The sequence below is a fragment of the Sandaracinobacteroides sp. A072 genome (assembly GCF_052616365.1).
Genome location: NZ_JBQXGU010000002.1, coordinates 197436 through 223921, shown reverse-complemented (window position 1 = coordinate 223921; position 26486 = coordinate 197436). Strand labels below are relative to the sequence as shown.

General features: G+C 65.2%; 22 protein-coding genes. 16 read left to right on the top strand and 6 right to left on the bottom strand.

Features of this window, described 5'->3' with window-relative positions:
• Window positions 1-3: 3 nt before the first annotated feature.
• From ACUJ46_RS07055 to ACUJ46_RS07020, 8 genes are all read left to right on the top strand, one after another.
• Window positions 4-1626: a DHA2 family efflux MFS transporter permease subunit gene (locus ACUJ46_RS07055; RefSeq protein WP_445389762.1), complete on the top strand. Its 1623-nt coding sequence runs from the start codon at window positions 4-6 to the stop codon at window positions 1624-1626.
• A 150-nt stretch (window positions 1627-1776) separates the two neighbouring features.
• On the top strand, window positions 1777-2739 hold the full coding sequence (gene mdh / locus ACUJ46_RS07050) for a malate dehydrogenase (protein WP_445389761.1): 963 nt from the start codon (window positions 1777-1779) through the stop codon (window positions 2737-2739).
• Window positions 2740-2784: 45 nt separating this feature from the next.
• Window positions 2785-3984, top strand: coding sequence for an ADP-forming succinate--CoA ligase subunit beta (sucC, locus tag ACUJ46_RS07045; RefSeq protein ID WP_445389760.1), 1200 nt, complete (start codon window positions 2785-2787; stop codon window positions 3982-3984).
• Window positions 3984-4865, top strand: a complete 882-nt coding sequence (sucD, locus tag ACUJ46_RS07040) for a succinate--CoA ligase subunit alpha (RefSeq protein WP_445389759.1) — start codon at window positions 3984-3986, stop codon at window positions 4863-4865. The genes sucC and sucD overlap by 1 nt, the downstream gene beginning before the upstream one ends.
• A 122-nt stretch (window positions 4866-4987) precedes the next feature.
• Window positions 4988-7834: a 2-oxoglutarate dehydrogenase E1 component gene (locus ACUJ46_RS07035; RefSeq protein ID WP_445389758.1), complete on the top strand. Its 2847-nt coding sequence runs from the start codon at window positions 4988-4990 to the stop codon at window positions 7832-7834.
• 35 nt (window positions 7835-7869) lie between these two features.
• Window positions 7870-9111, top strand: a complete 1242-nt coding sequence (gene odhB / locus ACUJ46_RS07030) for a 2-oxoglutarate dehydrogenase complex dihydrolipoyllysine-residue succinyltransferase (protein WP_445389757.1) — start codon at window positions 7870-7872, stop codon at window positions 9109-9111.
• Between the two features lie 8 nt (window positions 9112-9119).
• Window positions 9120-10514 carry a dihydrolipoyl dehydrogenase gene (gene lpdA / locus ACUJ46_RS07025; RefSeq protein WP_445389756.1) on the top strand — a complete coding sequence of 465 codons (1395 nt, stop codon included), beginning with the start codon at window positions 9120-9122 and terminating at the stop codon, window positions 10512-10514.
• A gap of 10 nt (window positions 10515-10524) precedes the next feature.
• Window positions 10525-11151: a trimeric intracellular cation channel family protein gene (locus ACUJ46_RS07020; protein WP_445389755.1), complete on the top strand. Its 627-nt coding sequence runs from the start codon at window positions 10525-10527 to the stop codon at window positions 11149-11151.
• A 38-nt stretch (window positions 11152-11189) separates the two neighbouring features.
• On the opposite strand, the gene sppA is transcribed toward ACUJ46_RS07020, so the two are convergent.
• Window positions 11190-13061 (bottom strand): signal peptide peptidase SppA, encoded by a 1872-nt coding sequence (sppA, locus tag ACUJ46_RS07015; protein ID WP_445389754.1) that lies wholly within the window; start codon window positions 13059-13061, stop codon window positions 11190-11192.
• Between the two features lie 377 nt (window positions 13062-13438).
• On the opposite strand from sppA, the gene ACUJ46_RS07010 reads away from it, so the two are divergent.
• A complete protein-coding gene (locus ACUJ46_RS07010) occupies window positions 13439-14656 on the top strand; it encodes a class I SAM-dependent RNA methyltransferase (protein WP_445389753.1) in 1218 nt (405 codons plus the stop codon).
• Window positions 14616-14894 (top strand): alkylphosphonate utilization protein, encoded by a 279-nt coding sequence (locus ACUJ46_RS07005; RefSeq protein WP_445389752.1) that lies wholly within the window; start codon window positions 14616-14618, stop codon window positions 14892-14894. Before ACUJ46_RS07010 ends, ACUJ46_RS07005 begins: the two co-directional genes overlap by 41 nt.
• A 105-nt stretch (window positions 14895-14999) precedes the next feature.
• Here ACUJ46_RS07005 and ACUJ46_RS07000 read toward each other — a convergent pair whose 3' ends face one another.
• The 3 genes from ACUJ46_RS07000 to ACUJ46_RS06990 form a co-directional block, all read right to left on the bottom strand.
• Window positions 15000-16070 carry a 1,9-bis(guanidino)-5-aza-nonane synthase gene (locus tag ACUJ46_RS07000; protein ID WP_445389751.1) on the bottom strand — a complete coding sequence of 357 codons (1071 nt, stop codon included), beginning with the start codon at window positions 16068-16070 and terminating at the stop codon, window positions 15000-15002.
• Between the two features lie 74 nt (window positions 16071-16144).
• Window positions 16145-17362, bottom strand: coding sequence for a type III PLP-dependent enzyme (locus ACUJ46_RS06995; RefSeq protein WP_445389750.1), 1218 nt, complete (start codon window positions 17360-17362; stop codon window positions 16145-16147).
• Between the two features lie 244 nt (window positions 17363-17606).
• A complete protein-coding gene (locus ACUJ46_RS06990) occupies window positions 17607-17891 on the bottom strand; it encodes an acyl carrier protein (RefSeq protein WP_445389749.1) in 285 nt (94 codons plus the stop codon).
• Window positions 17892-18056: 165 nt separating this feature from the next.
• Here ACUJ46_RS06990 and dapF point away from each other — a divergent pair, with 165 nt between their 5' ends.
• The 4 genes from dapF to ACUJ46_RS06970 are packed head-to-tail and all read left to right on the top strand — an operon-like array spanning window position 18057 to window position 21533.
• Window positions 18057-18851: a diaminopimelate epimerase gene (gene dapF / locus ACUJ46_RS06985; RefSeq protein WP_445389748.1), complete on the top strand. Its 795-nt coding sequence runs from the start codon at window positions 18057-18059 to the stop codon at window positions 18849-18851.
• A gap of 8 nt (window positions 18852-18859) precedes the next feature.
• On the top strand, window positions 18860-19987 hold the full coding sequence (locus tag ACUJ46_RS06980; protein WP_445389747.1) for a radical SAM protein: 1128 nt from the start codon (window positions 18860-18862) through the stop codon (window positions 19985-19987).
• Entirely contained in the window at window positions 19984-20922 is a 939-nt protein-coding gene (ftsY, locus tag ACUJ46_RS06975; protein WP_445389746.1) for a signal recognition particle-docking protein FtsY, read from the top strand. The genes ACUJ46_RS06980 and ftsY overlap by 4 nt, the downstream gene beginning before the upstream one ends.
• Window positions 20919-21533 (top strand): septation protein A, encoded by a 615-nt coding sequence (locus ACUJ46_RS06970; RefSeq protein WP_445389745.1) that lies wholly within the window; start codon window positions 20919-20921, stop codon window positions 21531-21533. The genes ftsY and ACUJ46_RS06970 overlap by 4 nt, the downstream gene beginning before the upstream one ends.
• Before the next feature lie 3 nt (window positions 21534-21536).
• On the opposite strand, the gene ACUJ46_RS06965 is transcribed toward ACUJ46_RS06970, so the two are convergent.
• On the bottom strand, window positions 21537-23126 hold the full coding sequence (locus tag ACUJ46_RS06965; protein WP_445389744.1) for a leucyl aminopeptidase family protein: 1590 nt from the start codon (window positions 23124-23126) through the stop codon (window positions 21537-21539).
• A 163-nt stretch (window positions 23127-23289) separates the two neighbouring features.
• On the opposite strand from ACUJ46_RS06965, the gene ACUJ46_RS06960 reads away from it, so the two are divergent.
• Both ACUJ46_RS06960 and ACUJ46_RS06955 read left to right on the top strand, forming a co-directional pair.
• Window positions 23290-24729: an aldehyde dehydrogenase family protein gene (locus tag ACUJ46_RS06960; RefSeq protein WP_445389743.1), complete on the top strand. Its 1440-nt coding sequence runs from the start codon at window positions 23290-23292 to the stop codon at window positions 24727-24729.
• Window positions 24726-25583 carry a metallophosphoesterase gene (locus ACUJ46_RS06955; RefSeq protein ID WP_445389742.1) on the top strand — a complete coding sequence of 286 codons (858 nt, stop codon included), beginning with the start codon at window positions 24726-24728 and terminating at the stop codon, window positions 25581-25583. Before ACUJ46_RS06960 ends, ACUJ46_RS06955 begins: the two co-directional genes overlap by 4 nt.
• Here ACUJ46_RS06955 and cysK read toward each other — a convergent pair.
• Window positions 25547-26467, bottom strand: a complete 921-nt coding sequence (gene cysK, locus ACUJ46_RS06950) for a cysteine synthase A (RefSeq protein ID WP_445389741.1) — start codon at window positions 26465-26467, stop codon at window positions 25547-25549. The genes ACUJ46_RS06955 and cysK overlap by 37 nt on opposite strands.
• Between the last annotated feature and the right edge of the window lie 19 nt (window positions 26468-26486).

Sequence of the window (26486 nt, the reverse complement as noted above, 5' to 3'; positions counted from 1 at the left end):
CGCATGAGCGCCGGCGCGGCCACCGCCGGGGAGGAGGCCGCAGCCATGCCGGGCGGAGGGCTGGCGCCCGGCCTGGGGGCCGATGCAAAGCCCGATCCGGCAGCCCTGGCCGCCTTCCTGCTGATGGCGCTTGGCATGTTCATGGCCGTGCTCGACATCCAGATCGTCGCGGCCTCCCTCGGCCAGATCCAGGCCGGCCTGTCCGCCAGTGCGGACGAAATCGCCTGGGTGCAGACGAGCTATCTGATCGCCGAGGTGGTGATGATCCCGCTGTCCGGCTTTCTGTCGCGCGCCTTGTCCACGCGCTGGCTGTTCGTCATATCCTCCGCCCTGTTCACCGTGGCCAGCCTGATCTGCGCGATGGTGACCACCATCGAGGGCATGATCGCTGCCCGGGCGTTCCAGGGCTTTGTCGGCGGCGCGATGATCCCGACCGTCTATGCCGCAAGCTTCATGCTGTTCGGACGCCAGCGCCAGGCTCTCGTCACGGTCGCCATGAGTTTTGTCATTACCATGGCGCCCACAATAGGTCCAGCGCTTGGCGGCTGGCTAACGGGTGTGATGTCATGGCACTGGCTGTTCCTCATCAACATCATTCCCGGCATCTTCATCACGCTGGGGGTGGCGCTGCTGGTCAAGCTGCCGGACGAGCCGAACCCGGCAATATTGCGCAAGACGGATTTTCCCGGCCTTCTGGCGCTGGCCCTGCTGTGCGGCGGGCTCGTCTTCGTACTGGAGGACGGCGCGCGCCGCCAGTGGTTCGAGGACGAGCATATCCGCTTCTGGTCGGCCATGGTCGTCATGGCGGCGTTCGCCCTGTGGTGGCGCATCCGCACCGCCGAGGAGCCGATCGTGCGCCTCGATGCCTTCACCAACGTCAATTTCGCGGCCGGAACGCTGATGGGGGGGGTGTTCGGCATCGCCCTTTATGGCCTCGTCTATCTTTACCCCCTTTATCTTGGCCGCGTGGCGGATCTGTCGTCTGCGCAGATCGGAACAACCGTTTTCGTGACAGGCCTTTCGATGATGCTCACCACTCCGATCGCGGGGCTTTTCGCCAGCCGTGTCGATCCGCGGGTCCAGACGGCGATCGGCTTTCTTCTTCTGGCCACATCCACATGGATGACCACGGGCATCACCAACGAATGGCGTTTCTGGGAACTGGCGCTGCCGCAGGTGCTGCGCGGGGCAGGAATCATGCTGTCCATCTCGTCCGTCTCGATCATGGCCTTCGCCACATTGCCGCCCGAGCAACTGAAGGATTCGACCGGGCTGTTCACCCTGATGCGGAACATCGGCGGCGCGATCGGCATCGCCATCATCAACACGCTGCTGACGGTGCGCGGAAACCTGCACCAGGCGCGGCTGGCCGAGTCGGCAAACCCGGGCCGGCCGGAAATCGCGGCCTGGCTTGAAGGGGTGGCGCAAATGGCGACGGAACGGGGCCTTGCCGATCCGGATGGCTATGCCGTGCGCCTTCTGGGCGGGCTGATCCGGCGCGAGGCAACCGTTATGGCGATCGCCGACAGTTTTCTCGTGCTGTCGGCGCTGTTTGTGCTGATGGTGCTGGTGCCTGCCTTCCTGCGAAAACCCGGAACCTTCGAAGACCCCGTGCAGGGCCATTGATGCAGCCATCCGGCCGGGTGCGGGGCAGTGCGGCGGACTGGCGGAAATGCGAAGGCGGCGCTTATCGGCGCCAGCCTCCATTGACGTAAGGGAAAGCGGGCGGATAGACGCAGCGCAGCATTTCACTCGCACGGATTCCAAGGGGACCCCATGGCACGCAAGAAGATTGCCCTCATCGGCGCCGGCATGATCGGCGGAACGCTCGCCCATCTGATCGGCCTCAAGGAACTGGGCGATGTCGTCCTGTTCGACATTGCCGAGGGAACGCCGCAGGGCAAGGCGCTCGATCTCGCCCAGTCGGCACCGGTCGATGGCTTCGACGTGGCCCTGAAGGGCACGAACGACTATGCCGACATCGCCGGCGCAGACGTCTGCATCGTGACGGCGGGCGTGCCGCGCAAGCCGGGCATGAGCCGCGACGATCTTCTGGGCATCAACCTCAAGGTCATGAAGTCCGTGGGCGAAGGCATCAGGGCGCATGCGCCGGACGCCTTCGTGATCTGCATCACCAACCCGCTCGACGCGATGGTCTGGGCGCTGCGCGAATTCTCGGGCCTGCCGCACGAGAAGGTCGTGGGCATGGCGGGTGTCCTGGATTCGGCCCGCTTCCGCCACTTCCTCGCCGAAGAGTTCAATGTGTCGGTGAAGGATGTCACCGCCTTCGTGCTTGGCGGCCATGGCGATACCATGGTGCCGGTCGTCGAATATTCGACCGTTGCCGGCATTCCCGTGCCCGATCTCATCAAGATGGGCTGGTCCACGCAGGAAAAGATCGACGCCATCGTCCAGCGCACCCGTTCGGGCGGCGGCGAGATCGTCGGCCTGCTCAAGACCGGTTCCGCCTATTACGCACCGGCAGCCTCGGCCATCGCCATGGCCGAAAGCTATCTGAAGGACCAGAAGCGCCTTCTGCCCTGCGCCGCGAACCTGACCGGGCAATATGGCGTCGACAATCTCTATGTCGGCGTGCCGGTGGTGATCGGTGCCGGCGGCGTCGAGCGCATCGTCGAGATCGCGCTGAAGGAAGAAGCCAAGGCCAATTTCGAGGTTTCCGTCGATGCGGTGAAGGAACTGCTGGCGGCGTGCAAGGGCATCGACCCGAGCCTCGCCTGAAACCGACCCGATCCATCGATCCCGTGATCCACTGAGGGGACAGATATGAACATTCATGAATATCAGGCGAAGGACCTGCTCGCCAAATGGGGCGTGCCGGTTCCCAAGGGCATTGCAGCCTTCACCGTCGAGGAGGCCGTAGCCGCCGTCGACCAGCTGCCCGGGCCGCTTTATGTGGTGAAGGCGCAGATCCACGCCGGCGGGCGCGGCAAGGGCAAGTTCAAGGAACTTGGCCCGGACGCCAAGGGCGGCGTGCGGCTTGCCCGCTCGAAGGATGAAGTGAAGGCGCATGCCGGCGACATGCTGGGCAACACGCTCGTCACCATCCAGACCGGCCCGGCCGGCAAGCAGGTGAACCGCCTGTATGTCACCGACGGCGTCGACATCGCCAAGGAATTCTATCTTGCGTTCCTCGTCGACAGGGCAACCGGCCGCGTGGCGTGCGTGGCTTCCACCGAAGGTGGCATGGACATCGAGACGGTGGCCCATGAAACCCCGGAAAAGATCCGCACCTTCATCATCGACCCGGCCACCGGCTTCCGCGCCCATCATGGCCGCGCCGTTGCCGCAGCGCTCGGCCTGACCGGCGACCTGGCCAAGCAGGCAGCCGACACGGCCGCCAAGCTCTACGCCGCCTTCATCGGCACCGATGCCAGCCAGATCGAGATCAACCCGCTGGCCGTCACCGACAAGGGGCAGCTCATGGTGCTCGACGCCAAGGTCGGCTTCGACAGCAACGCCATGCCACGCCACCCCGACCTGATGGAACTGCGCGACCTGACCGAGGAAGACCCGGCCGAAGTCGAGGCTTCCAAGTACGACCTGGCTTTCATCAAGCTCGACGGCAACATCGGCTGCCTCGTCAACGGCGCCGGCCTTGCCATGGCCACGATGGACATCATCAAGCTGAACGGCGCCGAGCCGGCCAACTTCCTCGATGTTGGCGGTGGCGCCAGCAAGGAGAAGGTGACGGCTGCCTTCAAGCTGATCCTCGCCGATCCGGCGGTTGAAGGCATTCTCGTGAACATCTTCGGCGGCATCATGCGCTGCGACATCATTGCCGAAGGCATTGTCGCCGCCGCCAAGGAAGTGAACCTGGGCGTGCCGCTCGTCGTCCGCCTCGAAGGCACCAACGTCGATCTCGGCAAGCAGATCCTGGCCGATTCCGGCCTCCCCATCGTCAGCGCCAATGACCTGGGCGACGCCGCCCGCAAGATCGTCGCGCAAGTGAAGAAGGCTGCCTGATGTCCATTCTCGTCGACAAGAACACCAAGGTCATCTGCCAGGGTTTCACCGGCAAGCAGGGGACCTTCCACTCCGAAGCCGCCATCGCCTACGGCACCCAGATGGTCGGCGGCGTGGCCCCCGGCAAGGGCGGTTCCACCCACCTCGGCCTGCCCGTGTTCGATACGGTGCTGCAGGCGCGTGAAGCGACCGGCGCCGATGCCTCGGTCGTCTATGTGCCGCCCATGGGCGCGGCAGACGCCATCCTCGAAGCCATTGCAGCGGAAATCCCGCTCATCGTCTGCATCACCGAAGGCATTCCCGTGCTCGACATGGTGCCGGTGAAGCGCGCGCTCCAGGGCTCGAAGTCGCGTCTGATCGGGCCGAACTGCCCGGGCGTGCTCACGCCGGGCGAGTGCAAGATCGGCATCATGCCGGGCAACATCTTCCGCAAGGGTTCGGTCGGCATCGTCAGCCGCTCGGGCACGCTGACCTATGAGGCCGTGTTCCAGACCACCAACGAAGGTCTTGGCCAGACGACGGCCGTGGGCATCGGCGGGGACCCGGTGAACGGCACCAACTTCATCGACGTGCTGGAACAGTTCCTCGCCGATGACGAGACGAAATCGATCATCATGATTGGCGAAATCGGCGGCTCGGCCGAAGAGGAAGCGGCCCAGTTCCTGAAGGACGAGGCAAAGCGCGGCCGCAAGAAGCCGATGGTCGGCTTCATTGCCGGAACCACCGCACCTCCGGGCCGTCGCATGGGCCATGCCGGCGCCATCGTTTCCGGCGGCCAGGGCAAGGCCGAAGACAAGATCGAGGCCATGGAATCGGCCGGGATCAAGGTTTCGCCGAGCCCGTCCGAGCTTGGCGTGACGCTCAAGTCCATTCTGGGCTGATTTTCTGAAACGCTGACTGCCATGCGGCCCTGTGCTGCATGGCAGTCATGCGTTTGGGATATGGTTGAGAGCGTTGCGTGGAACGGCTACACGCATGAATTCCATGCGCGTGAGGATGACGGATGATTGACGAGCAGGGCTTGCCCGACCTTCTGCCACGCCCGAGCTGGGCACGGCCGAACTGGCCTCTGGTTCCGGATGACGAACTGACCCTGGCGCTCGATCACGGGCTTCCCGGCAAGGCGGCCGCTGCCGTCGCCAGGGCTGCCGGCAAGCCGGCGCCCGCCGCCGATTCCGAGGCCGCCCGCGAGGCCGCCGTGAACACGGTGCGAGCCACCATGCTCATCCGCACTTACCGCGTTCGGGGGCATCTTGCGGCGACACTCGATCCGCTCGGCCTTGCCGACCGTCCGCTTCCGGCCGACCTGACGCCGGAATATCATGGCCTCACCGATCCGGACTGCATCCTCTATCTCGCCGGCATGTTCGCCGGCCTCGAAACGGTGACGGTCGCAGAACTGGTCGATATCCTGCGGCGCAATTATTGCGGCCATGTCGGCATCGAATACATGCACATCAACGATGTGGAGGAGCGCCGCTTCCTGCAGGAAAAGATCGAGGGGCGCGACAAGGAGATCCACTTCACCGACAATGGCAAGAAGGCGATTCTCAACAAGCTGATCGAAGCCGAGCAGTTCGAGAAGTTCCTTGCCCGCAAATATGTCGGCACCAAGCGCTTCGGTCTTGAAGGTGGCGAGGCTGCCGTTCCGGCGCTCGAATCCATCATCAAGGTGGGCGGCGCCCTTGGCGTGAAGGAAATCGTGATCGGCATGCCGCACCGCGGCCGCCTCAACGTTCTCGCCAATGTCATGCAGAAGCCCTTCCGGGCGATCTTCCACGAATTTTCCGGCGGCTCTTCCAACCCCGACGATGTCGGCGGCTCGGGCGATGTGAAATATCACCTTGGCGCGTCGACCGACCGCGAGTTCGACGATAATCTGGTGCACCTGTCGCTCACCCCGAACCCGTCCCACCTTGAAGCGGTGAACCCGGTGGTGCTGGGCAAGGTACGCGCCACGCAGATGATGCGCGGCGCCGACAGGCCGGGTGCGACCCGTGGCGAGCTGGAAGACGAGGTTCTGCCCGTTCTGCTGCATGGTGATGCGGCCTTTGCCGGCCAGGGCATCGTCGCCGAATGCTTCGGCTTCTCGGGCGTTCCCGGCTATTCCACCGGCGGCACCATCCACTTCATCGTCAACAACCAGGTGGGCTTCACCACCAGCCCGGCCTTTGCCCGCTCCAGCCCCTATCCTTCGGATGTGGCGAAGATGGTGCAGGCGCCGATCTTCCATGTCTATGGCGATGACCCGGAAGCCGTGACCTTCGCCACCAAGGTGGCAACGGAGTTCCGCCAGAAGTTCAACCGCGATGTCGTGATCGACATGTGGTGCTATCGGCGCTTCGGCCATAATGAATCGGATGAGCCGGCTTTCACCCAGCCGCAGATGTATGCGAAAATCCGCGATCATCGCTCTGTAGCGACCCTCTATGGCGAGCGGCTCATCGGTGAAGGACTGGTGAGCGAGGCCGATGTTGCGGAGATGGAAAACGCCATCGTCACCCGCCTGGAGGCCGATTTCGAGGCGGCAGCCAGTTTCGTGCCTGACAGGGCGGAATGGTTCGGCGGCCGCTGGCACGGGCTCCACCAGCCGGCGGACCCCGTCACGGCGCGGCGCAGCGCCGAGACCGGCGTGCCGGTAGAACGCCTGCGGGAACTCTCGCAGCAACTGCACGCCGTGCCCGAGGGATTCGGCATGCACCGCACCCTGCAGCGCGTGGTGAAGGCCCGCGAGGCAGCGATTGCCGAAGGCGAGGGGCTTGACTGGGCAACGGCGGAATCGCTTGCTTTTGCCACTCTGCTCACCGAGCCGGGCAACCCCTCCGGCGTGCGGCTTTCCGGGCAGGATTCCGGTCGTGGCACCTTCTCGCAGCGCCATGCTGTCTGGGTGGACCAGAATGGCGGCCACAAGCATGTGCCGCTGAAGGGCCTCAGCCCCTATTTCGAAGTGTTTGACAGCCCGCTGTCGGAATTCGGTGTGCTCGGCTTCGAATATGGTTTTGCAATGGCCAGCCCCCGCACCCTTGTGCTGTGGGAAGCGCAGTTCGGCGATTTCGCCAATGGGGCGCAGGTCATGATCGACCAGTTCATCGCCGCCGGCGAGGCGAAGTGGCTGCGCGCGAACGGCCTCGTGATGCTGCTGCCGCATGGCTATGAAGGGCAGGGGCCGGAGCACAGCTCGGCCCGGCTCGAGCGGTTCCTGCAGCTTTGCGCGGAAGACAATATCCAGGTCGCCAACTGCACGACGCCGGCCAATTATTTCCACATCCTCAGGCGCCAGATGCTGCGGCCCTTCCGCAAGCCACTGGTGATCATGACGCCGAAGTCATTGCTGCGGCACAAGCAGGCGGTTTCGTCGCTTGCCGATCTTGGCGAGGGGTCGCGTTTCCACCGGGTCCTGCCGGATCCGGCGGCGCCCGATCCCGCGCGGGTGAAGCGCCTTATCCTCTGTTCGGGCAAGGTCTTCTATGACCTTGCCGAAGCACGGGACGAGCATGGCCATGACGATGTGCATATCCTGCGCGTTGAACAGCTTTATCCTTTCCCGGCGGATGCCATTGCAGAGCTGGTCGGGCAGATGCCCGCGCTCGAGACCATCGTCTGGGCGCAGGAAGAGCCGAAGAACGCCGGGGCATGGTTCTTCGTGGACCCGCTGATCGAGGAAGCGACTGGACACCGGCCCATTTACGCCGGGCGCGCCGCCGCCGCCTCCACCGCAACCGGCCTCGCGCGCCGCCATGCAGCCGAACAGGCCAAGCTGGTTGCGGAAGCGCTCGGCGGGGACAAGTCGGAAGTGCGGGCAGCCATCCGTTCCAGCCTGAAATCCAGCACGGGCACGCGCGCCGCCTGAGGGAGAGGCCCTGACAGGGCACTGAGAGGAAGATCATGGACGTCATCATTCCGCCGCTTGGCGAATCCGTCACCGAAGCCACGATCGGGCAGTGGCTGAAGAAGCCTGGCGATGCCGTGAAGGCAGACGAGCCGATTGTCAGCCTTGAAACCGACAAGGTTGCAGTCGAAGTGAACGCGCCTGCCAATGGCGTGCTCACCGAGCAGATGTTCGCCGAAGGTGACACGGTGAATGTGGGCGCGATCATCGCGCGCATGGAAGAGGGCGCCGCCCCGGCTGCGAAACCGGCTGCCGCAAAACAGGCGGAAAGCCCGGCTCCGGCTGCGAAGCCGGCTGCCCCGCAAGCCTCGCCGCAAGCGGCAAAGCCGGCCCCAGCTGCATCGGCCGCGCCCGATCAGTATGAAGCCATGTCACCGGCGGTGCGTCGCCTGGTCGAAGATTACAACCTCGACCCGGCCAGTATCGAGGGCACCGGCAAGGATGGCCGGCTGACCAAGGGCGACGTGCTGGCGGCGATCGAGGCCGGCACGGCAAAGGTGATGGCTGCGCAGGCCACTTCCGGAGCCGCCGTCCCGTCGCGCCGCGAAGAGCGGGTGCGCATGACCCGCCTGCGCCAGACGATCGCGCGCCGCCTGAAGGACGCCCAGAACACGGCGGCAATCCTCACCACCTTCAACGATGTCGACATGACGGCCGTGATGGATGCGCGCAACCGCTACAAGGACAGCTTCGAGAAGAAGCATGGTGTGCGTCTCGGCTTCATGTCCTTCTTCGTGAAGGCCTGCGCGCTGGCGGCCCGTGACGTGCCCTCGGTCAATGCCCGGATCGACGGGGACGAGATCGTCTTCCATGACTATTTCGATGTCGGTGTTGCGGTGTCCAGCCCCGGCGGTCTTGTCGTGCCGGTGCTGCGGGATGCCCATGCCAAGAGCATTGCCGACATCGAGAAGGAAATCGCCGATTTCGGGCGCCGCGCGCGTGATGGCGCCCTGAAGATCGAGGAACTGCAGGGCGGCACCTTCACCATCTCCAACGGTGGTGTTTTCGGTTCGCTGCTGTCCACGCCAATCCTCAACCCGCCGCAGTCGGGCGTTCTCGGCATGCACCGCATCGAGGACCGGCCGATGGTGGTGAAGGGGCAGATCGTCATCCGCCCGATGATGTATCTGGCGCTCAGCTACGACCATCGGCTGATCGATGGCCGCGAGGCTGTCACCTATCTCGTCCGGGTCAAGGAAGCCCTCGAAGACCCCACCCGCCTTCTGATCGATCTTTGAGGAGCTGAATGATGGCCGATTTCGATGTCGTGGTGATTGGCGCCGGGCCGGGTGGCTATGTGGCGGCCATTCGCGCCGCCCAGCTAGGCCTGAAGGTAGCCTGCGTTGAAAAGCGTGCCACCCTTGGCGGCACCTGTCTCAATGTCGGCTGCATGCCTTCGAAGGCGCTTCTCCACGCCTCGGAGCTTTATGCGGAAGCCCGCCATGGCAGCCTCGAAAAGTTCGGCATCTCGCTGGGTGAAGTGAAGCTCGACCTCGACCGGATGCAGGCCGAGAAGTCCAAGGCCGTGAAGGAACTGACCGGCGGCATCGAATTCCTGTTCCGCAAGAACAAGGTGACCTGGCTTAAGGGCGCCGCCCGTTTCCTCGATGCCCGCAGCATCGAAGTGGGCGGTGAGACGGTCACAGCGAAGAATTTCGTCATTGCGACCGGCTCTGAAGTCGCCTTCCCGCCGGGCCTTTCGGCGGATGGAGAGGTTATCATCACCTCCACCGAGGCACTCGAACTGAAGGCCGTGCCCGAGCACATGGTGGTCGTTGGTGGCGGCGTGATCGGTCTTGAGCTGGGCTCGGTGTGGCGTCGCCTCGGTGCCAAGGTGACTGTGGTCGAATATATGCCGTCCATCACACCCACGATGGACCGTGAGGTGAGCACGGAATTCGCGAAGATCCTGATGAAACAGGGCTTCGATATCCGCACGGCAACCAAGGTGACGAAGATCGAGCGCAACGGCGCCGGCGCCACCCTGACGGTCGAGCCGGCCGATGGTGGCGAGGCGGAGACCATAGAGGCTGACGTCGTGCTGCTATCCGTCGGCCGCCGGCCCAACACCGATGGCCTCGATGTCGCAGCAGCGGGCCTTTCCCTCGATCCGAAGGGGCGTGTTCCCGTCGGCCATGATTTCTCGACCAGCGTTCCAGGCATCTGGGCCATCGGCGACGTGATCGAGGGGCCGATGCTTGCCCACAAGGCCGAGGACGAGGGGATTGCGGTTGCCGAGTTCATTGCAGGGCTTTCGGGGCAGGTGAACCATGCCGTCATTCCGTCGGTTGTCTATACCATGCCGGAATTCGCTTCCGTCGGCCTGACCGAGGAGGAAGTGAAGGCATCGGGCAAGGCCTACAAGGTCGGGAAGTTCCCCTTCATGGCCAACAGCCGCGCCAAGGCCAATCGTGACACCGATGGCCTGGTGAAGGTGATCGCGGATGAAGCGACCGACCGTGTTCTCGGTGTCCACATCCTTGGTCGCATGGCCGGCACGATGATCGCGCAGGCCGCGCAGGCCATGGAATTCGGCGCATCGAGCGAGGACATCGCCTATACCTGCCATGCGCACCCAACCCACCCCGAGGCGCTGAAGGAAGCGGCCATGGCGGTGACGGGCAAGCCGATCCACATCTGACCGCCTCGGCATGAACGGCGAAATCCCGGCCGAGCTGCGGCAGGCGCTCATCTGGCTGGATTTCGCCGGTGTTGCCCTGTTCGCCATCACGGGCGCGCTGGTCGCCGCCCGCGCCCGGCAGGACATCATCACCCTGGGCTTTTTCGCGGGGCTGACCGGGATTGGCGGTGGCACCGTGCGCGACCTGCTGATCGGCGCCCCCGTCTTCTGGATGTGGCGGCCCGGCTATCTGGAAACTTGCCTGGCCGTCGCCGTCGTGGTCTGGCTGCTCAGGACGGAACATTGGCCGGAGCGCGTCCTTCTCTGGCTCGACGCCATGGGGCTGGCCGCCTTTACGGCCTTCGGGGCGATCAAGGCCTTGGGCTATGGTGTGCCGCCCATTCCGGCAATGGTGATGGGGGTGATCACGGCCACGCTTGGCGGCATGCTGCGCGATGTGATGGCCGGAAGGCCCTCGGTGCTGATGATGCGCGAAATCTATGTGACGGCTGCTGTCGTGGGGGCAGGCGCTACGGTTCTTCTATCGCTTCAGGGGCTGGGAACATGGCCGGCCGGCCTTGCCGGTGCGGCGCTTGCCTTCCTGATACGCGGCGGGGCGATAGCTTGGGGCTGGAAGCTGCCCGTTCACCGCGGCTGAAGGCCGGGCAGGAAAGCCCGACCCCCCTCACAACCTGTTCAGCCCGCGAGCCTTGCCAGCCGCGCCAGCACGTCCCCTGGCCCGGCCGGGGTGCCGCGCGGCACGGCGTGGGCGAGGCAGGTGAGGCAATGCGCCTGGACCGTCGGCCCATGGGCCACGGCCACGGCTGCTTCCACCTGTGCGATTGCATTCATCCGCCTGGCGAGCACGGCGCGCGCCAGCGCATCCTGCGGCGGCATTTCGCTCATGCCGAGCTGACCGAGAAGGCGCATCAGCAGCGTGGGGGACTGGCTCATCTTCCGCACCCGCGGCTTGCCCTCGATCCCGGCGCGGCGCGCGGCCTCGGCGATGGCGGCATCAAGGTCCCCGAAACCGTCCACCAGTTTCAGTTGCCTTGCCCTTGTGCCGGACCAGACACGCCCCTCGGCCAGTTTTTCCACTTCAGCAAGCGGCAGGCCGCGCGCTTCCGAGACAAGGCCCAGGAAGCGCCGGTAGATATCGCTCACCGAGCCCTGGATCAGGGCGCGGGTTGGTTCATTGAGGCCACCGATGAGATCGGGCTGGCCGGAAAAGGGCGTGGTGCCCACACCGTCGCTGTGGATGCCAAGCTCTTTCAGCGACCCTTCGAAGGTGGGGACGATGCCGAAGACACCGATGGAACCGGTAATGGTGCTGGGGCTTGCCAATATCATGTCAGCGCCCGCGCCGACCCAGTAGCCACCGCTTGCCGCGACCGGGCCGAAGCTTGCGATGACGGGTATCTTCTTGGCACGGGCTTCCTGCATCGCCACCCGGATACGTTCGGAAGCCAGCGCCGATCCGCCGCCGGAGTCGACCCGGACGACCAGCGCCTTGACGTCTGAATCAGCGATTGCCTCCTCGATCAGGGTCGCGACGCTGTCGCCTCCGGCCTGGCCAGGCGCGCCCTCGCCATCGACGATGGTGCCCGCCACATGGACGACAGCGACAGCCGGTCCGGTTTCACGCAGCGGCGCCCGCGCGGCGAGATAGTCGCGGCCGGATATGCGGCGGAAATCGCCGGGCATGTCGGCATCGTCGCCCGCGCCCAGACGTTCCTGCAGGGCGAGGTGCCAGTCAGCCCTGGAAACCACCACATCGACAAGGCCTGCATCCTTTGCCAGCAGCGCCTGATCCCTGTTCGCGCCGGCGATCCGCTGCGGCCAGCTTTCCACGAGTGCCGCGATGTCGAGATCCTTGCGCTGGGCTTGGACGGCCTTGCGCCAGCCTGCCCAGAGGTCGTCGGCGAGCATCTGGTCGGCGCTTTTCGCTTCGGGCGAGGCTTCATTGCGGGTGTAGGGCTCGACAAAGCTCTTGTAGGTGCCGACGCGGAAGACCTCCACATTCACCTTCAGCTTGTCGAGTGCGTCCTTGAAATAGAGGCTGCTGCCGCCCGGCCCGGTGAGTATCACGGCACCCAGCGGCGAGAGGCCGATGCGGTCGGCGTGGGCGGCGATATAATAGCCGGCGTCAGTATAGGCTGTTGCCCAGGCCTCCACATCCTTGCCCCTGGCGCGAAACCGCCCGAGCGCCTGGCCGACGCTTTCCAGATTGGCCTGGCCGCCGCCGAGGAAACTGTCGAGATCAAGGGTGATCATCGCGATGTCTGCATCTTCGGCGGCAAGGTCGATTGCCTTTACGAGACGATGGGTCTCGATCTCGGGAATGATCTGTTCGCCGGAGACGAGGCTGAACGGTGTCTGCGGCGTGGCGGCATCGACCAGCACGCCTGACAGTTCGAGGTGCAGTGCCGAGCCTGAAGCCACGCTTCGGGTGGGGGAGGGCGCCGACATGCTCGCCCAGATTGCGGCGAACAGCATCAGCATGAAAAGAAGGACGAGCGCGTCCTTCACGCCGACCAGGAAGGTCCAGATGCTTTTCAGAAAGGCCATGGCCGGCACTACCTCAAGACGACAGATTCAGCGAATGGAACCTAGACGGGACGGGGCAGCCTGCCTAGCGGTTGCGGCAATCAGGCCGACGGCGGATAAGCCGCTTGCGGTGGCGGTGGCGGTATCCGGTCAAGGATCGGCTCACCCCGTGCATCACGCGGAATTTCCCCGGAGGTTGTCAGCCCCCTGCCGGCCGATGATGGACTGTAGAGCGGCGCTGGTGCACAGGCATTCAGCAACAGGGCAAGGCCTGCAAGAGACAGGCCGGCCCGAAGACAGGAAGTGACGTTCGACATGCTTTGCTCAGGCCTCTGTCCTGAATTTCATGATCTTCTCCGGTTCACGCACGGGCAGACCCTCTTGGAGCTTGCTGCAACATGAATGCAACCGAAGAATATGCTGAAGTGGTGCATCTGGCCGCCCGGGGCGATGGGGTGACCGCTGATGGGCGGCATGTGCCCGGGGCGGCGCCGGGCGATCGCGTTGGCGCCGATGGTGCGATCATTCCGGGGCTTCATCATGTCGCGCCGCCATGCCGGCATTTCGGCGCCTGCGGTGGTTGCCAGTTGCAGCATGTGGATGAAGAGACGCTGGCCGATTTTGCGGCTCGGCGTGTTCTGGAGCCGCTGGAACGGCTGGGAATCCGCCCGGATCAGTTGATGCCGACCCACATGTCGGCACCCGGCACGCGCCGGCGTGCCGCCATGCGCGCCACCCGCACCAAGGGGCAGGTGAGGCTGGGGTTCAATGTCGGCGGCCAGCACAGCATCGTCGATCTGGTCGAATGCCCTGTGCTGCATCCCGCGCTGATGGCGCTTGTCGGGCCGCTGAAGCGCGTGCTGGCGCCGCACCTGAGCGAGAAATCCGCCATTGGCGTCACCATGACCCTGACAGACAGCGGCATCGACCTGCTGCTGGCAAACCTGCAGGCAAACAGCCTGCCCGTGATCGAGGGGCTGACGGACTTCGCCGCACGCCAGGGCCTTGCGCGCCTGTCCGTGGAAGGGCCGATGGGCGTTGAAACGCTGGTGGCCAGGGCCGATCCGGCCCTCGTGATGGGCGGTGTTTCCGTCACCGTGCCGCCCGCCGCCTTCCTGCAGGCGACAGAAGATGGCGAGGCGGCGCTGGTGGCCGCCGTGACGGAGATCTGCGGCGCGGCAGGCCGGGTTGCCGATCTCTTTGCCGGAAGCGGCACCTTTGCCCTGCCGCTTTCGCAACATGCCCGCGTGCTGGCGGCCGATGCCGCCGGACCCGCCATCAAGGCGCTGGAGGCGGCCGCCCGCCGCGCCGGCCGCCATGTGGAGGCCCTGCACCGCGACCTGTTCCGCAAGCCGCTGTCGGCGCAGGAACTTGCGCCCTTCGAGGCCGTGGTCATCGACCCGCCGCGGGCCGGCGCCATCGCGCAGTCGGAAGCGCTTGCGGTATCGGCCGTGCCGGTTGTCGCGGCTGTCAGCTGCAACCCGGCGACCTTCGCGCGCGATGCCGAACGGCTCGTCGCGGGTGGATACCGGCTGGGGCGGTTATGGCCGGTCGCCCAGTTTCGCTGGTCCACCCATGTGGAACTGGTGGCCGAATTCCGCCGGCAGGGCGGGTAACAGGGAAAGACAGGAAAGGTTCGGGATGGACGTGCGGGACGCGAACGGCACAATGCTGGCCGATGGCGACAATGTGACCCTGATCAAGGATCTGAAGGTCAAGGGCACATCGACGACGCTGAAGCGCGGGACGATGGTGAAGGGCATCCGCCTGACGGACAACCCCGACGAAATCGACTGCCGGGTGAGCGGGATCAAGGGACTGGTTTTGCGGACAGAGTTTGTGCGCAAGGCCTGATCCAGGCGCTTCGGCAAAAAGCAAAGGGGACGGGTTCGACAAGGAACCCGCCCCCCTTTTTCACATGTCCCGGCGGCTGCGCCGGTCTCCGGTCCAGGCCCGGCTTCAGGCGAAAAGTTTCGCCCAGCCGCGCTTCGGGCGGCTCTTCCAGTGGCCGCGATGATAGGCATCGGATGCCAGCAGCGGCATCACCGATCCGGCCTCGGCGAAGACCATCTGTTCGTAAACGGTCTGCACCTTGCCCCAGCTTGCCGCTTCCTTCAGCGTCGAGGAGGAGCAGGCGCCGTCGCGCACATCGGCAACCGTGATCTGGACGGCATATTTGTGCATGGCGACATCGTCATGGCCGAGGATCTCGGCGCAGACGACCGTGTCCTGGATGAAGTTCTTCGGCACGCCGCCACCGATCATCAACAGGCCCGAAGCGCCGGCCTTGATCTTGATATCGGTCAGTTCGCGGAAGTCGGCAATGGCGTCGAGCACCATGTAGGGCTTGCCTTCCTTCATGCGCTCCACCTGGTGCTTCACCAGGCCGAAACCCGCCGAGCTGTCGACGAAGGCCGGGCAGAAGATCGGCACGTCATGCTCATAGGCGAGCTTGACGAGGCTGTTTTCCTTCTTGCCATGCTCCGAGAGATATTTGCCCATTTCCCGGATGAAGGCGCGGCTGGAATAGGCCTTTGGCTCCAGCGAATCGGCGATCTTGCCGATCGTCATGTCGCAGTCCTGAAGCTGCTCTTCATCGATATAGGTATCGTAGATGCGGTCGATGTAGAGGGCGCGCAACGTGTTGTCGTCGGGGATTTCCAGCGCCTGGTAATGCTTGTGGCCAAGGCCTTCGAAGAAATCCATGTCGACGATGGTGGCGCCCGTCGCCACCACGGCATCCACCATGTTGTTGCGCAGGAGATCGGCATAGAGGTCCATGCAGCCCCCGGCCGACGTCGAGCCGGCGATGACGAGGAAGATGGTGCAATCCTTGTCTTCCAGCATCTGGTTGTAGATGCCGGTCGCGCGCGCGAGGTCGCGGCTGGTGAAGCTCATGTTGGCCATCTGGTCGATGATGGGCCGCGCATCGAAGCTCTTGATGTCGATGTGCTCGACGGTTTTCGAAAGAAGCTCCGCCTTGCGCTGGGCGTCGATCTGCTCGCTCATGTCGGTCTCCATGCTGTTCATGTAGGCTTTCCGCCCTGCCGGCGCGGGGCCGGCAGGGAGGATAGTGTCTGAAAGGTGAAAGGGCTAATGCGGGTTCAGGATTTCCGCGCCGCCGCGAGCGGCAGCACATTGTCGGGAATGCTGGGCCGCCCGTCTTCCGGAATCAGCGACAGCATGGGTGCGTCGGAGACGATGGACGTCTGTTCCGCGCCGAAGCCGTTGAAGCCGGTGCGCATGGCCTGACCATAGGCGCCGAGCTGGCCGATCTCGATATAGTCGCCCGCGCGGATGTCAGCCGGAAGGGCGAAGGGGCCCTTCATATGGTCCATGTCGTCACAGGTTGGGCCGTAGAAGCTGAAATCCTGCATTTCGGCTTCGGACTGGTCGGCGCGCACCAGACGGACCGGGTAGCGCCATTCCACATGCGCGGCATCGAACAGCGACCCATAGGCGCCATCGTTGATGTACAGTTCCGCGCCGCGTCGCTTTTCCACCCGCACGAGCACGCTCGCATAGTCGGCGGAAAGGGCGCGGCCCGGCTCGCACCAGAGTTCCGCCGAATAGCTGATCGGCAGCGCTTCGTAGGCGCGTTCGATCACGGCGAAATAGGTCTCGAGGCTGGGCGGTTCCATGCCCGGATAGCGGGACGGGAAGCCGCCGCCCACGTCGATCACATCGACAGTGACGCCTGCCTCGACGATCGCCGCGCGCACGAAGGCGAGCGCATCGGCATAGGCTGCCGGGCTCATCGCCTGCGAACCGACATGGAAGCAGATGCCGAGACTGTCCGCCGCCTGGCGTGCCGCAAGCAGCAGGGCAGGCGCATCGGCAACACCGATTCCGAACTTCGAGGCAAGGCTGAGCTTGGAATGGGCGGAAGACACCTTCAGCCGCACGCAGAGCGTGAGGTCGGTGGCGTTCGCGCCATCCTTCGCGGTGGCCCGGACGATCTTCGCCAGCTCTTCATGCGTGTCGAGCGAGAAGATGCGGACACCCAGCCGGTGATAGGCTTCGGCGATGGCTTCCTCCGCCTTCACGGGGTGCATGAAGGCGAGTGCGGCATCGGGGAACAGGCCGCGCACCAGCCGCGCCTCGGTGATCGAGGCGACGTCGAAGTGCCGGATTCCACCTTCCCACAGGAGCTGGATGAGGTGCGGCGACGGATTCGCCTTCACCGCATAGAAGCTCTTTCCCGGGAATGCCGAGGCGAAGAAGCGGGCCGCATTCAGAGCGGCTTCCGGGCGGACAAGGGTGACAGGATCTGCAGGCTGCAGTCCTTGCGCTACCCCCAGCGCGTTATGGCTTTCGTACAATTCAAGGGACCTCCACAAGGCAGTTGACGACAAGCTGCCTTGCGGTGGAAGTCCCATGGGGCAGCGGGGCGCATATGGGGACGGCTGCCTGTCATGTCAAAGAAAAAAATGCATGGCCGGAACGCGAAATAGCCATGAAAAGCCCAAGGCTTGGCGCATTTCGGATGCCGCAGCAGATATGTGCGGCCTGTCCGTGCTCGGCCCGCCGGGCGTGTTGCGCCCCGGGAATGTGGCGCACGCCGGCCTAGCTGGCGGCCCCGGTCTTGGCGGCAACGAAATCCGCAAGGGCGCCGACTGTTTCGAACAGTTCGCCCGTGACTTCCTCATCGTCGATGAGGATGGCGAACTTGTCCTCAAGGGCGGTCAGCACGGTTGCAACAGCCATGGAATCAAGCTCGGGCAGGTTACCGAACAGCTCGGTTTCCCGCGTGAGGGTTGCGGCGACGTCGGGCGCAAGCGCGAGGGTTTCCGCAAGGACTGCGGCCACATCGGCTACGATAGACTGCGATGCAACGGACAGGCTGCCCACGGCTGGTCTAATCCCACGTTGCAGCCAGCCAGAAGGCCGGCCGGTCAGGTTGCAGCCAGCCAGAAAGGCCAGCCGGAAGGCGCGCGCAATAGCCGCATGGGCGGCGCAATGCAACGCCCCCCTGCCATTGCAAGCCGCCGTCAGGGCCCGTAGATGCGCAGCCACATGTCCACGCCCTTTATCAAGATGCACGGCCTCGGCAATGATTTCGCCATTTTCGATGCGCGCAGGAAACCGGTCGACATGCCGCCCGAACGGGTCCGCCTGCTGGCCGACCGGCGGCGCGGAATCGGCTGCGACCAGCTGATCCTGCTGGAGCCTTCTGAAAAGGCGGATGTCTTCATGCGCATTTTCAATCCGGATGGCAGCGAATCCGGCGCCTGCGGCAACGCCACCCGCTGCGTGGCGGCCCTTTTGGGCGGCAGTGCACGTATCGACACGGCCGGCGGCCTGCTGGAAGCAGCCGAGGATGACGCCGGCTTCGCCATCGACATGGGCCACCCCCGTTTCGACTGGGATGCAGTGCCGCTCGCCTATCCGATGGACACGGCGGACATGCCGGTTGCCTGGGACGAACTGGAGCATCCAGTCGCGCTGTCCATGGGCAATCCGCATGCCATTTTCTTCGTTCCCGATTGCAATGCCGTGCCGCTGGACCGGCTGGGACCGCTGATCGAGACTGACCCGCTGTTTCCGGAGCGGGTGAACGTCAATGTCGCCACCGTCGAGTCGCGCGATCGAATCCGCCTCAGGGTGTGGGAGCGCGGCGCGGGGCTGACCCTGGCCTGCGGCACCGGAGCCTGCGCCACTTTCGCTGCCGCCCGGCGCCGGGGCCTTGTTGATCCTTCGGCGACAGTCGTGCTGCCCGGAGGGGCGCTTCGCATTTCCGAGACGGATGACGGGCGTCTCATCATGGCGGGGCCGGCCACCCATGTCTTCCGGGGCGAGACCGATCTTTGACGGTCATCGTGCACGGCTGCCGGTCGAACCTGGCGGAGAAGGACGCGCTTGCAGCTCTGGCGCCGGCAGGCGCCACCGTGATCAACAGCTGCGCCGTGACGGCCAATGCCGTGCGCGATGCGCGCGCGGCCGCCAGGGCCGCCGCTGCCCATGGCCCGGTGGTGGTGACAGGCTGCGCCGCGACCATGGAACCAGAACGATTCGCGGACCTTGGCGTGCAGCTGATGCCCAATGCGCTCAAGCTCAGCCCGGCCGCCTGGGGCCGGGCATCGCCTGTTGCTGCCGTCACCCGGCAAAGTCGCGGCTTCGTGGCCGTGCAGGATGGCTGCGACCATGATTGCACCTTCTGCATCACGCGTCTGGCGCGCGGGCCGTCGCGTTCCGTTCCCGTCGATGAAGCCGTTGCGCGGGTGCGGGCACTCGTCGATTCGGGTGTGGCCGAAGTCGTGCTGACCGGTATCGACACGACAAGCTATGGCGCCGATCTCCCTGATCGCCCGCCGCTCGGTGCGCTTGTCCAGGCCCTGCTGGGGCGGGTGCCGGGGCTGCAGCGGCTCAGGCTTTCCTCGCTCGACGCCGCGGAGGCTGACCCGGCGCTGGTCGAAGCCTTTGCCGACCCAAGGCTGATGCCGCATGTCCATCTGTCTCTGCAGTCGGGTGACGATCTCGTGCTGAAGCGGATGAAGCGGCGCCACCGGCGGGCGGATGCGATCGCCCTGGTGGAACGGTTGCGCCGCGTGCGCCCCGGCCTTGCCGTGGGGGCGGACCTGATCGCCGGTTTCCCGACGGAAAGCGAGGAGGCGCACGCCCGTTCGCTTTCGCTGGTCGATGCCTGCGATATCGTTCATGCCCATGTCTTTCCCTTTTCGCCCCGGCCGGGAACGGCTGCCGCGCGCATGCCCCGGGTGCCGGGCGCCGTTGCACGGGCGCGGGCGGCGGAACTGCGGGCGGCGGGCGCTGCACGGCGCGCGCGGCTGTTGACGGCCTGTGCGGGCCGGATGATCGACACGGTGAGCGAGGGCGCGCAGGGACTGACGCCTGAAGGATTGAAACTGCGCTATGCGGCCGCCAGGCCCAGGGGCGCCCGCGTCGGCGTGATCGCCCGCGGCCATGAAGACGGGATGCTGGTGGAATGAGTGATGTTACCGAAAAGACGGGCTGGCTGCAGCGTATGCGGTCGGGGCTTTCCCGTTCATCGGAAAAGCTGGCGCAGAACCTGACCTTCCTTGTTGGCGGCGGACGGATAGGGGAAGAAGAGCTGGAAGCCATTGAGGAGGCGCTGATCGCGGCCGACCTCGGCCCGGCTGTCGCCGCGCGCATCGTGGCCCGGCTTGCCGAGGCACGTCTTGCAGGCGACATCGACATGGCCCGCGTGCGCGAGGTGGCAGCCGACGAGATCGAGGCCATCCTGAAGCCTCTGGCCAAGCCGCTGCATGTCACGGCCTTTCCCCGGCCGCATGTGATCCTGGTGGTGGGGGTGAACGGCACGGGAAAGACGACCACGATCGCCAAGCTCGCGCATATTTTCCAGGAAGATGACTACAGTGTGCTGATGGCTGCCGGGGATACGTTCCGCGCCGCCGCTGTCGAGCAGCTGAAGGTGTGGGGGGAGCGGCTTTCCATTCCTGTCATCTCGGGGAAGGAGGGGGCGGATGCCGCCGGCCTTGCCTTTACCGCGATGGAGCAGGCCCGCGCTTCGGGACGCGACGTGATGCTGGTGGACACTGCCGGCCGGCTCCAGAACAAGGCCGGGCTGATGGACGAACTGGCCAAGGTGCGCCGCGTGCTTGGCAAGCAGGCGCCCGGCGCCCCGCATGACACGATTCTCGTGCTCGACGCCACCACCGGCCAGAATGCCCTCAGCCAGGTCGAGATCTTCCGTGAGGTGGCGGGCGTGACCGGTCTTGTGATGACCAAGCTCGACGGGACGGCGCGCGGCGGCGTTCTGGTGGCAGCGGCGGAGAAATTCGGCCTGCCGATCCATGCAATCGGCGTCGGCGAGAGGCTGGGCGACCTGAGGCCCTTTGACCCGCGCAGCTTTGCCCGCGCGCTGACGGGAGCAGGCGAATGACCACGGTAACAAGGCGCGAACTGACAGGCTGGCGCAAGCTTGCGGTCGATCTCGGGCCGCTGCTGCTGTTCTTCGCGGCCTATTCCCGCTTCGACATGTTCGTGGCGACGGCCGTGTTCATGGCGGCTGTGGCGGTTGCTATGGCGGTGTCCTGGGCGATCACCCGCCATATTCCGGCAATGAGCTGGTTTTCCGCCGTTCTGGTGGGCGTGTTCGGCGGCCTGACCCTGTGGCTGAAGGACGAAACCTTCATCAAGATGAAGCCCACCATCGTCTATCTGATATTCGCGGCCATATTGTTCTTCGGCCTGGCGCGCAGGCGCAACTATCTGAAATCACTTCTGGGTGCCGCGTTCGAAGGGCTTTCCGATCTCGGCTGGTCGCGGTTGACATGGCGCTGGGCCATTTTCTTCCTGGTGCTGGCAGCACTCAACGAAGCCTTCTGGCGCCTTTTTTCCACTGATGTCTGGATGCACTTCAAGGTGTGGGGCGACAGCCTGCTGACCTTTGCCTTCGCCATTGCGCAGATGCCCATGTTGCTGAAGCACGGGCTGAGCCTGGAGGATGGGAAGGGCGGCGGCGGCAATGACCGGCCGCCGCCCTCCGAATAGGCTTCAGCGCTCGTAGGAGCGGATCAGTTCGTCGAACAGTCGAACGCCGAAGCCGCGCGGTCCTTTCGGCACGGTGGGAAGCGCCGGATCGGCCCGGTCCACCGCTGCCATGTCGACATGCGCCCAGGGCGTGGGCTGGGGCGTGAGATAATGGATGAAGTGGGCGCCAAGTCCGGCGCCCGGCCCGGTGCCGCCGCCGGAGTTGCGGATATCGGCGATCTCGCTCGCCATGCGCTTCTGGTAAACCGGCAGAAGCGGCATGCGCCACAGCTTTTCGGAAGAGCTTTCGCCGGCCGCCGCGACGCGGGCCGCGAGCGTCTCGTCACGCGCGAAAAGGCCGGCGAAATCCGGGCCGAGCGCGCCGACGATGGAACCGGTGAGCGTCGCGATGTTGACGAGGCCCGACGGGCTGAACTGGCGGATCGCCCATTGGTTGGCATCGGCGAGCACCATGCGGCCTTCGGCATCGGTCGACCAGATCTCGATCGTCGGCCCGTTCATGGTGCGCACCACGTCGCCGGGGCGGGTGGCGTTGCCGCCTGGCATGTTCTCAGCGAGCGCCGCCACGGCCACGATATTGGCTTTTGCCTTGCGCTTGGCGGCAGCAAGCACCGCGCCCGTCACGGCGGCAGCGCCCGACATGTCCCCCTTCATTTCCCACATGCCATTGTTCTGCTTGAGGGAAATGCCGCCGGTGTCGAACGTGATACCCTTGCCCACGAGTGCCAGCGGGGCGTCGTTTCCGCCGCCGCGATATTCGATGGCGAGGATCCGGGCGGGCCGCTTCGATCCGGCGCTGACGCTGAGGATCGAGCCCATCTTCATCTGCCGCATCTGTGCTTCATCGAGCACGGTGATGCGCACATTCGGTACACCCGCCAGCGCCTGGCGCGAAAGTTCCACGAAACGTTCGGGCCAGAGCGTGTTGGCCGGCATGGTCACGAGGTCGCGCGCGAATCGGACCCCTTCGGCCACATGCGCGCCATCGGCCGCAAAGGCGCGGCCTTCGGCTTCGCCATCGGGCGCAACGATAGTGACCGGGTTCTGCGGCGGGGCCTTGGCGGTGGATTGCAGCGCATCATAGCGATACTGGCCAAGCGCCACGCCCAGCGCCAGTGACCGCGCGCTGGCAGCCGGAAGGCCACCTGCGAGCACGGCGATGTCGTGCGGGGTCATGCGCAGCGCCTGGATCGCGGTGCCGCCGGCATCGGCGAGTTCGGTTGCAGCCGGGGCCTCGCCTTCCGGCTTCAGGCCCACCAGCAGAACGGCCGGATGGCCGCCCACGCCATGCAGCATAAGCGTCTTGCCAGTGTCCGGCTCGAACTTCGCAGTGTCGGCGGCGCGCTGGATGGCATCGGCTGATTCGGCCGGAAGGCCGGGGGCCGCCTTGGCGATTGCCAGCGGGGCCATGACAGGAATGACAAGGGCCGAACCCGCCGGAACTGCGGATGCAAAGCGGATCGGCCGTTCGGCGCTCGATTTCGCTTCGGATGGCGCAACCCCCGTGCCGACAAGGCTCGACGGGCGTTCCTGGGCAATTGCTTCCGCGCTGACGCCGAGCAGCAGTAGGGCGGCAAGGGGGGCAAGTCGCATGGTGGTGGAGGCTCCTGGTTCGTTGAATGAAATGGTGACTAGACCATTTTGCAGGGTGCGGGGAAGTTTCCGGCCGAAGTCCTGCAGCCCTGCTGCTCTACCCAGCTTTCCCGACGCCGCCAACGCGGCTAGAAGGGCTGCCGCAACGAGGGAGTAATGACGCATGCGCGAGAATTTCAAATTCTATATCGATGGTGAGTGGGTGGATCCGGCCGAGGGTGTGCGCCCGCTCGACGTGATCAACCCGGCGACCGAAGAGGCCATGGGCCGGATCGCGCTTGGCGCCGCGGCCGACGTGGACCGCGCCGCAAAGGCCGCCCATCGCGCCTTCGCCAGCTTCAGCCGCACCAGCCGCGCCGAGCGCATCGAGCTTCTGGGGGCGATCGCTGCCGAATATCAGAAGCGCTACCAGGACATCGCCGCCGTCATCACCGAGGAAATGGGCGCCCCTTCCTGGCTTGCGATGCAAGCCCAGGCCGCCATGGGTGTTGCCCATTTCCAGACCGCCATGGCCATCCTCAAGGATTATGAGTTCGACGAGGAGCGCGGCACCACGCTCATCACCAAGGAGCCGATCGGCGTGTGCGGCCTGATCACGCCGTGGAACTGGCCGATCAACCAGATCGCCTGCAAGGTGGCCCCGGCCATCGCCGTCGGCTGCACCATGGTGCTCAAGCCTTCCGAAGTGGCCCCCTTCAATGCGCTGATCTTTGCCGAGATCATGCATGCGGCTGGCGTGCCAAAGGGCGTGTTCAACCTGGTGAACGGCGATGGCCCGACAGTGGGCGCGGCCATCTCCTCGCATCCGCTGGTCGACATGGTGAGCTTCACCGGCTCGACCCGGGCCGGCATCGAAGTGGCGAAGAACGCCGCGCCGACGGTCAAGCGCGTGTGCCAGGAACTGGGTGGCAAGTCGCCCAACATAGTGCTTGAAGGCGCCGACCTGCCCAAGGCAATCGGCGGCAGCGTGCAGCAGATGATGATGAACTCCGGCCAGAGCTGCAATGCGCCCAGCCGCATGTTCGTTCCGCGCGCCCGGATGGAAGAAGCCAAGGCCATCGCAAAGGCAGCGGCCGAAGCTGTCGTCGTCGGCGATCCGACCGGCAACGCCACCATCGGCCCCGTCGTGTCCGAAGCCCAGTTCAACAAGATCCAGGGCCTCATCAAGAAGGGCATCGACGAAGGCGCGACCCTCGTGACCGGCGGTCCCGGCCGCCCGGACGGCATGGAAAAGGGCTATTTTGTGAAGCCCACCATCTTCGCCGACGTGACCAACGACATGACCATCGCGCGCGAGGAAATCTTCGGGCCGGTCATGACCATGCTCGCCTATGACAGCCTCGACCAGGCGATCGAGCAGGGCAATGACACCGAATATGGCCTTGCCGGCTATGTCCAGGGCCCGGAAGAGGAAGCCCGCAAGGTCGCTCGGAAGATCCGCGCAGGCCAGATCAACATCAACCAGGCTGCACCCGATTTCATGGCGCCTTTCGGCGGCTACAAGCAGTCGGGCAATGGCCGCGAATGGGGTGACCATGGCTTCACCGACTTCCTTGAAGTGAAGGCCGTCGTCGGCTGGAAGCAGGCAGAAGCCGCCGAATGAAGCTGATTGCGCGGCTCGCCGCCATTGCGGTGGCGGCCGCGCTTCTTTTCCTCGTGGTGGGCCTGTGGAATGCCACGCGCCCGCCCCTTGTCGTCTCCGTGGACATGCCCATCGAAGGGCTGCCGCCCGGAACGCGTATCCGCATGCTCCACCTGACGGATATCCACTATGGCTATCCGGACATGCGCACCCGGCGGCTCAACGCCATCGTCACCCAGGCCAATGCCCTGAAGCCCGACCTTGTCGTTCTGACCGGCGATTACATGGCAGGCAAGCTGCTCGACTGGCCGAAGAGCTGGCTGGAGGAAGCCTTGCCGCCGCTTGCGGCGCTCAAGGCGCCAATGGGCGTATGGGCTGTGAACGGCAACCATGACGAGCCCTACTGGACCCCGCATGTGCTGGCGCGGCAGGTCGCGCCAAAGCTGCTGGTGAACAGCCATGTCGATCTCGGGCCGCTGCTGCTGGTTGGCAGCCAGTCAGCCGAACATGGGGCAAAGCCGCTGGAAGCGCTTGCCAATGCCCGCGCTGCCGTGCCGGGCGACAAGCCCGCCATCCTTCTCATCCACGAAGGCGATTACCTCTCCTGGCTCAAGCGCCCGGAAGACGGGCCGGCGCTGGTGCTCGCCGGGCACACCCACGGCGGGCAGATCGTCCTGCCGCTTCTCGGCTCGCTGGGCGCCCTGATCGGAGACCCGCCGCTCTGTCGTCGCGGCCTGTGCGACATCAAGGGCTGGCGGGTCTTCGTGTCATCCGGCATCGGCACCAGCTGGCTGCCTGCCCGCTACGGTGTGCCGCCGGAAATGGTGCTCATCACGCTTCACTCGACCGGCAGGAACTCCGGCACCGAAAGATAGCGCTCGCCGGTGTCATAGTTGAACCCGAGCACGCGCGGCGACTCGCCCAGTTCGGGCAGCTTCTGGGCGATGGCGGCGAGCGTCGCGCCCGAGGAAATGCCCACCAGCATGCCTTCCTCCCGCGCGGCGTTGCGGGCCCATGATTTTGCATCTTCCGGGTCCACCTGGATCGCGCCATCCAGAAGGCGGGTGTGCAGGTTCCCAGGAATGAAGCCGGCGCCGATGCCCTGGATGGGGTGCGGGGCCGGCTGGCCGCCGGAGATGACGGGGCTGAGCGTCGGCTCGACCGCGAAGACCTTCAGCGACGGCCAGGCCGCCTTCAGCACCTGCGCCACGCCGCTGATGTGGCCGCCCGTGCCGACACCGGTGACGATGGCGTCGAGCGGGGCGTCGGCGAAATCCTCGAGAATTTCGCGCGCGGTCGTTCGCACATGCACATCGACATTGGCCGGGTTTTCGAACTGCTGCGGCATCCATGCGCCCGGCGTTTCGGCAACCAGCTGCTGCGCGCGCTCGATCGCGCCCTTCATGCCCTTTTCACGTGGCGTCAGGTCGAAGCTGGCGCCATAGGCAAGCATCAGGCGCCGCCGTTCAAGGCTCATGCTTTCGGGCATCACCAGGATGATGCGATAGCCTTTCACAGCCGCCACCATGGCAAGGCCGATTCCAGTGTTGCCGCTTGTCGGTTCGACGATGGTGCCGCCCGGCTTCAGGGCGCCGCAGCGCTCGGCATCCTCCACCATTGCAAGCGCGATCCTGTCCTTGATCGAGCCGCCGGGGTTGGACCGTTCCGACTTGATCCACACCTCAGCCGATGGAAACAGGCGGTTCATCCGGATGTGCGGTGTGTTGCCGATGGTTTCCAGAATCGATTGCACGCGCATGGCGTTCTCCTTCCTTGTG